A 6,418-nucleotide genomic window follows, 5' to 3' on the forward strand; every position below is an offset into this window, starting at 1 on the left:
TGGAAGGGCTCAGATGTGCAGCGTCCACGGGTCGGTGACGATCTGCGAGACGCGGACCTGCACGGCCCCGGCGTCGAAGCCGGCCTCCACCTCGGCGGCCGCGCGGGCGAGCCAGGGCCACTCGCTCGCCCAGTGCGCGACGTCGACGAGCGCGGGGGCGCCGTCGGCCTGGCGGGCCTCGGACGCGGGGTGGTGCCGCAGGTCCGCGGTGACGTAGACGTCGGCGCCGAGCGAGCGCACGGCCCCGAGCAGCGAGTCGCCGGCCCCGCCGCAGAGCGCGACCCGGCGGACGAGGCGGGTGGAGTCCCCGGCGACGCGGATGCCGCCCGCGGTGGCCGGCAGCCCGTCGCGCACGCGGGCGACGAACATCGACAGCGGCTCGGGCTCGTCGAGGACGCAGATCCGGCCGGTCCCCCGCGGGCCGACCTCCCCGGCGAGCTCGATCACGTCGAACGCCGGCTCCTCGTAGGGGTGCGCGGCGCGCAACGCGGCCAGGACGGCACCGCGGCGGTCGCGGGGCAGCACCATCTCGAGCCGGGTCTCCGCAACGGTCTCGACCTTCCCGACCGCGCCGATCGTCGGGTTGGCACCGGGCAGCGGGCGGAACGTCCCGGTGCCCTCGGAGGTGAATGCGCACCGGTCGTAGTCGCCGATCGCGCCGGCGCCCGCGATCGCGAGCGCGTCGAGGACGCGGTCGGCGTCGGCGTGCGGCACGAACGTGACGATCTTGTCCATCGGGTCGCACGGCCGCGGCTCGATCGGCTTGCCCGGCGGCAGCCTCAGCGCGTCGGCGAGGGCGTCGGAGACTCCACCGGTGGCGCAGTCCGCGTTGGTGTGCGCGACGAGTAGCCCGCAGCCGCCGGCGATCAGGCGGTGGACCAGGCGGCCCTTGTAGGTCGTCGCCGGGACGCCGTGCACCGGGCGCAGGAACAGCGGGTGGTGGGTGATCAGCAGGTCCGCGCCCCACTCCAGGGCCTCGTCGACGACCTCGGCGACCGGGTCGATCGCGAACAGGACCTTCTCGACGGGGGCGTCCGGATCACCGCAGACGAGTCCGACCGCGTCCCAGGACTCCGCCCAGCGGGGGTCGTAACGGCTCTCGACGACCTTGACCACGTCGCGCAGGGCAGCAGGCACGCCGGGAGGCTACCCGGCGCCGCCGCGGTTCAGCGCGTGGCGGTGCTGCTGATCCCGGCCGAGCCGATCTCCGAGGAGGAGCCCGCCGGCTTCGCGCCGTCGTTCGTCGTCGACGCGAGCAGGTAGCCGCACATCAGCAGCATCAGCACCAGCCAGTTGACCATCGACAACCCGATCGTCACCGGGTCCGGAGTGCTCCGGAAACGGGAGGACGGGACGACGGCTGCCTGCGGCTCCATGGTGGCTTCGACGCGGCCCTGACCAGCCCGGTTCCCGATCCGTCACGTCCTCGTGCCAACCTACAAAGATGACCGATCAACCAAGCGACTGGACCGCGCCGGGGGCGTACGAGGTGGCACCCGGAGTCCACCGCATCCCCCTCCCGCTGCCGAACGACGGCCTGCGCGCGGTCAACGTGTACGTCCTCCCGGCCGGTCCGGAGCCCGCCGACGGCTGCGTGCTCATCGACTCCGGGTGGGCTCTCGCGGAGGCGCGCACGCAGCTGGAGGAGTCGCTCGCCCTGATCGGCTACGGGCTCGACGAAGTCCGTCGGTTCCTCGTCACCCACATGCACCGCGACCACTTCACGCTCGGGATCGAGCTGCGTCGCCTGTTCGGCTCGAAGGTCGCGCTCGGCGCGGGCGAGCAGCCGAACCTGGACAGCATCCTGTCCGCGAACGACGCGGCGCTGCTGCGCCTGCTGCCGGCCTGGGGCGCTCCCGACCTGGGGCAGGCGTGGGCCGCCACGATCCAGCCGGAGGAGCGCGAGATCTCGCGCCAGTCCTACGAGGCGCCGGACGAGTGGATCCGTGACGGCCAGGTCCTCGACGCCGGCAAGCGCAGCCTGACCGCGATCGAGACACCCGGGCACACCCGCGGCCACCTGGTCTACCTCGACCCCGACGCCGAGGTGATGTTCACCGGCGACCACGTGCTGCCGCACATCACCCCGTCGATCGGGCTCGAGCCGGCCCGCCAGGACAGCCCGCTGACGGCGTACCTCGCCTCCCTGCGGCTGCTGCTCAGCCACCCGGACGCCCTGATGCTCCCCGCCCACGGCACCCCCGGCGGCAGCGTCCACGGTCGGGTCAAGGAGCTGCTGCACCACCACGACGTCCGGCTCGCGGCGACGCTCGAAGCGATCCGCGTCGGTGCCGGCTCCCCCGCCGAGGCCGCGAAGGCGATCGGCTGGACCCGCCGCGAGACCCCGTTCGCGGACCTGAACACCTACAACCAGATCCTCGCCGTCGGCGAGACCTGGGCCCACCTCGTCGTCCTCGCCGAACGCGGCGAGGTCGTCCAGTCCGTCGACGGCGAGGGCCGGCTCACCTTCGAGGTCGCGGGCTGACCGTCCGATGAGTTTCGGGCGGCCGCGCCGTCCTTCCCGGTGAAACCCCGACCGGAAGGACCCCGCCATGCCCGAGACCCAGCCCGGACCCGACCTCACCGCCGCCGCGACCGAGGTGACTCGCCTGCTCGACGGGGTGCGCGAGGGGCACCTCGCCGCTCCGACCCCGTGCGCGGGGCTGACCGTGGGCGCCCTGCTCGAGCACTTCCTCGGCCTGACGCAGGCGTTCACCGACGCCGCGCGCAAGGTCCCGCCGCCGCCGGACGCGCCGCGTGGCGGCGCACCCACCGACGTCGCGCTGAACCCCGAGTGGCGGGCCCTGCTGCCCCAGCAGCTCGGCGAGCTCGCGCAGGCCTGGCGCGACCCGGCGGCCTGGGCCGGGGAGGCGACCGCGGGCGGCGTGACCATGCCGGCCGAGGTGATGGGCGTCGTGGCACTGGACGAGTTGGTCCTGCACGGCTGGGACCTCGCCCGCGCCACGGGCCAGGACTTCGCCTGCGACGAGGCGAGCGCCGGTGCCGTCCTCGGGTTCACGCAGCTGGCCGCGGCCCCGGAGTTCGCCGACAGCCGGGACGGCCTGTTCGGCCCCGTCGTCGAGGTGCCCGCCGACGCCCCGCCGTTCGTGCGCGCCCTCGGTCTCTCGGGCCGGGACCCGGCCTGGACGCCGTGAACCGGTAGCTGGGTGGGCGCAACAGGGATCGAACCTGTGAAACGGCGCTGACGAAGCCCTAGGTCAGGACCGCCGGATGGGGCTTCTACCTGCGGTTTTCTCGAACCCGTCGTGAAACCTCGTGCAACCTGATGCAGTCCCGTGTACCTTCGGTATGGCATTTTCGTGGCACGGAAGGCGACACAGGATGACGGCCCGGCGCGCCAGGACCCGCACCTTCGGCAACGTCCGCAAGCTCCCGTCCGGCCGTTGGCAGGCACGGTTCCACGGCCCCGACGGCCGCCACCACACCGCCCGCACCGCCGCGAACAAGCCCCTCACCTTCGACACGAAGAAGGCCGCCGAGGACTACCTCGCAGCCCAGCGCACCGCCATCAACAACGGCACCTGGACCCCGCCCGACCTCACCACCCCGCCACCCACCGAGGTGCCGACCTTCGAGACCTACGCCCGGACGTGGATCGCGCAGCGGACCAACCGGAAGGGTCAGCCGCTGGCGGTGCGGACACGGGAGCTGTACGAGCAGCTCCTCGAGAACCGGCTCGCGCCGACGTTCGGGGATCTCCCGCCGGCGGAGATCACCCCGCCGGCGGTCCGGTCCTGGTACGCGCAGCAGGCGTCCACGCCGACCGCGAGGGCCCACGCCTACGCCCTGATGCGCGCCATCCTGACCACCGCGGTGGAGGATGGCCTTCTCGGGTCGAACCCGTGCCTCGTCAAAGGCGGCGGTGTCACGGAGCGGTCCAGGAAGATCCGGCCGGCGACATTGGACGAGCTGGGCGCGATCGTGGCGGCGTTGCCGGAGCGGTACCGGGCAATGGCGTTGTTGGCGTGCTGGTGCTCCCTTCGGTTCGGGGAGATCACGGCGCTGCGCCGGGCCGACGTCGACCTAGACGGCAGGGTGCTGCGGGTCCGCCAGGCCGCCGCCGCCACGAAGTCCAGCGGCATCGTGGTCAAGGCACCGAAGTCGTCGGCGGGTGTCCGAGACGTCACCATCCCCCCGCACCTTGTCGAGGACCTGCGGGCGCACCTGCGCGACCATGCCCAGCCCGGGCGGGACGGGTTGCTGTTCCCGGCCGCGGGCGGCGGACACATGTCGGCGTCGGCGCTGCACAAGGTGTACCGGCGGGCGCGTGAGGCCGCGGGGCGTGAGGACTTGACGTTCCACGATCTGCGGCACACCGGGCAGACGTACGCGGCGGCGGCCGGCGCGAACCTGCGGGAGTTGATGGCCCGCGCGGGGCAGTCGTCCCCGGGGGCTGCGTTGCGGTACCTGCATGAGGTTGATGGGCGCCAGCGGGAGATCGCGGATCGTCTCGCCCAGTTCGCCACCCAAGATCCCGTCGTCCTGTCCGGGTCGGCGGACGTTGCAACCGAAGGAGAGACACGATGACCGCTACTGCGTTGGACAGTTGCGTCCACGGCTGCGAGCACGTCGCCGGCCCGGGCCACACCGGCGCGTGTGTCCGCCGCCCGGCGATCCCGGAGCCGTTGGCGCGGACCTGGTTCTTCGACCCGGGTTTGGAGATCACGATCGACGGTGAACCCGGCGACGGGGGCGTGACCCGCGTGTCGGTGTGGGACGAGGTGAAGCTCGGGGAGATGGACCCGGACGTTGCTGCCCGTCTGGCGGAGGCGTTCCGTTCCGCGGCGGACGTGATCGAGGCGTTCCACGGCAAGCCCAGGGGCTGACACCGGTCACAGCGACGCCCCCGCCAAGAGCTAGTTGGCGGGGGCGTCGCTTCGTGATTATCCGAGACCGTCGTCCGGGATCTCCCTCGGAGGCCATTGCCCGCGGGTGACGATCGCTTCGACGTCGGCCGGGTCGAGACCGGCGTCGCGCCACGGGACACGCACCCAGGGTTCACCGTCGACGTACACGACGATGGTGAGGGCGGCGGGGTCCTCGTCGGGTGCTTCGCCGACGACCTGGATCCCGCCGCGCTCGTGAATGGCGACCATGTCGTCGCCTCGGCCGCGGGCCTGCACTTCGCGGGCCAGGTGCCCGTAGAGGGCGGTGGCGTACGTGGATGGCCGCATCCGGGTCACCGGGCACCTCCGAAGAACTTCTGGGCGTTACCGCCGGACTGGACGCGGACCTCGTACCGGAGCCATTCGATGAACCGCTGTGAGTCGGCGGTCGGGTAGATGTTCACGGTCGGCGCGGCGGCGCCGGCGCCGCCACCGAGCGCGGCCATCTGCTCCCGCGTGAACACCCCTTCCCCGCCCTTGAGCATGGTGAGCTGGTCACCGGCGCCCGGGACGATCCCGCCGGTGTGCATCCGCGGGATCGTGAAGTTCACGCCCGGGGTCTTCAACGGCCCGATCCCCACTGACGGGATGTTCACCCCGAACCCGCCGACGGTGCCGTTCCACAGGTCGCGGATGCCGTTGAACGCCCGCCGGAACGGGTCGATCATCTTTTTCGCCACCGCCGCCAGCGCGGACCCGATCCGGCCGGGGATGCCGGCGACGAACCCGACGAAAGTGTTGAACGCGGCCTTCACGGCGTCCAACGCGGCCTTGGCGCCGCTCTTGATCCGGTCCCAGTTCTTCACGATCGCGAGGGCGGCGAGACCGAACGGCCCGGTCAGGACGGCGAGGATCGCCGGCCACCGGGCCTTGATGAAGTTCAGCACCGCCGTCGCGGCACCGGTGATCGTCTTCTTGATCCGGTCCCAGTTCTTCACCACCAGGACGGTCAGGGCGGCGACGGCGGCGCCGACGATCGCGATCGGGCCGAGGCTGATCAGCCACGCCGCGGCGATCCTCGCGGCATTCGCCAAAGCCCGAGCCGCCATCACCGTCCACGCCGCGACCTGCCGGGCCACAGCAGCCACCGTCGACGCGGTCGCCCGGGCAGCGGCAGCAGCCGTCGAGGCGGCCCACCGGCCCGTCGCCATTGCTGCCCGACCGGCAGCAGCCCCGGCAGCCGTCAAACCACGCACCAGACCCTTCGACGCTACGGTGAGGGCCTTCACCGTCGTCACCGACGCCTTCGACACCGCGTTCCACGCCTTCTTCGTCGCGGTAGCGGCCTTCACAGCTGCGTTGATGACCCAGACCGAGGCGGCGAGGCCACCGACACCGACCGCGAGAGCCTTCACCGTGCCCTGGTTCTTCTCCGCCCACAACGCGAAGGACTGCAGCTTCCCGGTGATGGCGACCGCCGCCGGCAACAGCACCGTCCCGAGAGACGCCCCGAGGTCGTCCACGGTGGCCCGCAGCTTCTGCTGACGAGACTCCAACGAGTCGGCCTCTTT

Annotated in this window: 7 protein-coding genes and 1 pseudogene; 4 read left to right on the forward strand and 4 right to left on the reverse strand. The window is 72.3% G+C overall.

What is annotated here, in order from left to right; all coding sequences use genetic code 11:
- Positions 1-9: 9 nt before the first annotated feature.
- Complete coding sequence (locus ABD401_RS17005; RefSeq protein WP_344606875.1) at positions 10-1,137, reverse strand: Nif3-like dinuclear metal center hexameric protein; 1,128 nt, start codon at positions 1,135-1,137, stop codon at positions 10-12.
- 29 nt (positions 1,138-1,166) lie between these two features.
- Complete coding sequence (locus ABD401_RS17010; RefSeq protein ID WP_344606877.1) at positions 1,167-1,376, reverse strand: hypothetical protein; 210 nt, start codon at positions 1,374-1,376, stop codon at positions 1,167-1,169.
- A gap of 68 nt (positions 1,377-1,444) precedes the next feature.
- Between ABD401_RS17010 and ABD401_RS17015 the strand changes: the two genes are divergently transcribed.
- The 4 genes from ABD401_RS17015 (at position 1,445) to ABD401_RS17030 (ending at position 4,847) form a co-directional block, all read left to right on the forward strand.
- Positions 1,445-2,485 carry an MBL fold metallo-hydrolase gene (locus ABD401_RS17015; protein WP_344606879.1) on the forward strand — a complete coding sequence of 347 codons (1,041 nt, stop codon included), beginning with the start codon at positions 1,445-1,447 and terminating at the stop codon, positions 2,483-2,485.
- A gap of 67 nt (positions 2,486-2,552) precedes the next feature.
- Positions 2,553-3,155, forward strand: coding sequence for a TIGR03086 family metal-binding protein (locus ABD401_RS17020; RefSeq protein ID WP_344606881.1), 603 nt, complete (start codon positions 2,553-2,555; stop codon positions 3,153-3,155).
- Between the two features lie 187 nt (positions 3,156-3,342).
- Complete coding sequence (locus ABD401_RS17025; RefSeq protein ID WP_344606883.1) at positions 3,343-4,548, forward strand: tyrosine-type recombinase/integrase; 1,206 nt, start codon at positions 3,343-3,345, stop codon at positions 4,546-4,548.
- The gene (locus ABD401_RS17030) at positions 4,545-4,847 is read left to right on the forward strand and encodes a hypothetical protein (protein ID WP_344606885.1); all 303 of its coding nucleotides are present in this window, start codon (positions 4,545-4,547) and stop codon (positions 4,845-4,847) included. The genes ABD401_RS17025 and ABD401_RS17030 overlap by 4 nt, the downstream gene beginning before the upstream one ends.
- A gap of 57 nt (positions 4,848-4,904) precedes the next feature.
- Here ABD401_RS17030 and ABD401_RS17035 read toward each other — a convergent pair whose 3' ends face one another.
- Positions 4,905-5,195: a hypothetical protein gene (locus ABD401_RS17035; protein ID WP_344606886.1), complete on the reverse strand. Its 291-nt coding sequence runs from the start codon at positions 5,193-5,195 to the stop codon at positions 4,905-4,907.
- 5 nt (positions 5,196-5,200) lie between these two features.
- Positions 5,201-6,418, reverse strand: a pseudogene (locus tag ABD401_RS17040) (hypothetical protein); the annotation flags it as partial.

Origin of the sequence: Sporichthya brevicatena, assembly GCF_039525035.1 — a bacterium.
Classification (GTDB): Bacteria; Actinomycetota; Actinomycetes; order Sporichthyales; family Sporichthyaceae; genus Sporichthya; species Sporichthya brevicatena.

What these genes read in the sequence shown, in the direction of transcription:
- ABD401_RS17015 (WP_344606879.1), top strand. Translation starts at nt 1,445, where the DNA reads ATGACCGATCAACCAAGCGACTGGACCGCGCCGGGGGCGTACGAGGTG.
- ABD401_RS17025 (WP_344606883.1), top strand. Translation starts at nt 3,343, where the DNA reads ATGACGGCCCGGCGCGCCAGGACCCGCACCTTCGGCAACGTCCGCAAG.
- ABD401_RS17020 (WP_344606881.1), top strand. Translation starts at nt 2,553, where the DNA reads ATGCCCGAGACCCAGCCCGGACCCGACCTCACCGCCGCCGCGACCGAG.
- ABD401_RS17010 (WP_344606877.1), bottom strand. Translation starts at nt 1,376, where the DNA reads ATGGAGCCGCAGGCAGCCGTCGTCCCGTCCTCCCGTTTCCGGAGCACT.
- ABD401_RS17030 (WP_344606885.1), top strand. Translation starts at nt 4,545, where the DNA reads ATGACCGCTACTGCGTTGGACAGTTGCGTCCACGGCTGCGAGCACGTC.
- ABD401_RS17035 (WP_344606886.1), bottom strand. Translation starts at nt 5,195, where the DNA reads ATGCGGCCATCCACGTACGCCACCGCCCTCTACGGGCACCTGGCCCGC.